Raw genomic sequence first — 1,509 nt, forward strand, 5'->3', positions numbered from 1 at the left:
TGATGACCGACCCCAACGATGCCGCGATCGCGCTGGCCGTCATCACCTTGGGCCACGCGCTGGGGCTAACCGTCATTGCCGAGGGCGTGGAAACACAAGACCAGCGCGACCACTTGCACAACCAGGGTTGCGATGCCTACCAGGGTTACCTGCTAGGCCGCCCCATGCCGTTGCAGGATTTTGAGCGTAAGCTGATGGCGCAGTGATTGCGGGCCACAATCACCCACATGACCGAGAACAAGACTTCCCTGCCAGCCCCCCTTTCCGTGACGCCGTTTGCCTTTGCGCACCAGGCCATTCTGGATCAAAACCGCGCGGTCTTTGGCTATGAACTGTTTGACCGATCAGCCCTGGCGCAAGGCCATACTGCTGCCAGTGATGCCCAGTTGTTGTTCAACGTGCTGAGTGCCGTAGGCGGCGAATCGCCCCTGGGCAACAAAACCATTTTTATCAACTGCACCCATGACAGCCTGGCCGGCGGCCACCTGGACCTGGTACCACCCCAACGCGTCGTGCTAGAGGTCCCGCCGCTGGCCGTATCAGACGTAGACCAGATCGCAACACGCTTGCCCCATTTGCAGGATCTGCAGCGCAGAGGGTTCCGGCTGGCCTTTGACTACTCTGTATTGACGCAGCCCTATGCTGCGTGGCTGGCGCTTGCGTCGTTCATCAAATTTGATTTGTCTATCGTACGGCCCCAATCCGTTGGTTCTTTCGTGAAGCTGGCGCAGGCAAAGTCCAGCGCACGCCTGATTGCGGAAAAAGTGGAAACGCCTGCTCAGTACGCCATGGTCCACACGCTGGGTGTGGGGATTTTCCAGGGCTATTGGTTTGCCAAGCCCGTTGTGGAGCAGGGGCAATCGGTTCGCCCTGCCCAGGCCGCGATTTTGCAACTCATTAATTTGGTGCGAAAGCAAGCCAGTACGGCCGACATTGAAGAGGTGCTCAAGCGCGACCCCACGTTATCGTTCAACCTGCTGCGGTTTATCAATTCGGCCGGTTTTGGCATGCGCTCCGAGGTCACATCTTTCAAACACGCCGTCATGCTGCTGGGGCTAAACCGTTTGTTCAAATGGGCAGCGCTGTTGCTGACCACTTCACAAGGTGGCGACATGCCGCCGGCCGTGGGCACCACCGCTGTGGCGCGTGGCCGGCTGATGGAGCTATTGGCCGCAGAGTTGCTGCCAGCCGAGGAATGCGACAACGCCTTTGTGGTGGGTGTGTTCTCGCTGCTGGACACCATGCTGGGGATGTCCATGGAGACGGCGCTCGCCACCGTGACCCTGCCCGAGTCTGTCACGCAGGCGCTGCTGACCCGCAGCGGCCCGCTGGCGCCCTTTTTAGAGCTGACATTAGCCTGTGAAACCGGAGACGACGAGACGTTTGCCCGCAGCGCTACACAGCTGGGCTTGAGCGATGGCCAGATCAACTGGGCGCATCTGCAGTCGCTGGCTTGGGCGGAGTCTATGGGGGTTTAGGGTGTGGGTACCGGCGTTCAATGGCTCTGAT

The 1,509-nt window shown here is 59.8% G+C and carries 2 protein-coding genes; both read left to right on the forward strand.

Translation table 11 applies throughout. From position 1 onward, the window contains the following. On the forward strand, nucleotides 1-206 hold a 206-nt coding region (locus AC097P_RS23815), incomplete at its 5' end, for an EAL domain-containing protein (protein ID WP_479612907.1). Nucleotides 207-227: 21 nt separating this feature from the next. After that, a complete protein-coding gene (locus tag AC097P_RS23820; RefSeq protein ID WP_479612908.1) occupies nucleotides 228-1,478 on the forward strand; it encodes an EAL and HDOD domain-containing protein in 1,251 nt (416 codons plus the stop codon). The last annotated feature ends 31 nt before the right edge of the window (nucleotides 1,479-1,509 follow it).

It is taken from the genome of Rhodoferax sp. ZS1R8 (assembly GCF_056521325.1).

What these genes read in the sequence shown, in the direction of transcription:
- AC097P_RS23820 (WP_479612908.1), top strand. Translation starts at nt 228, where the DNA reads ATGACCGAGAACAAGACTTCCCTGCCAGCCCCCCTTTCCGTGACGCCG.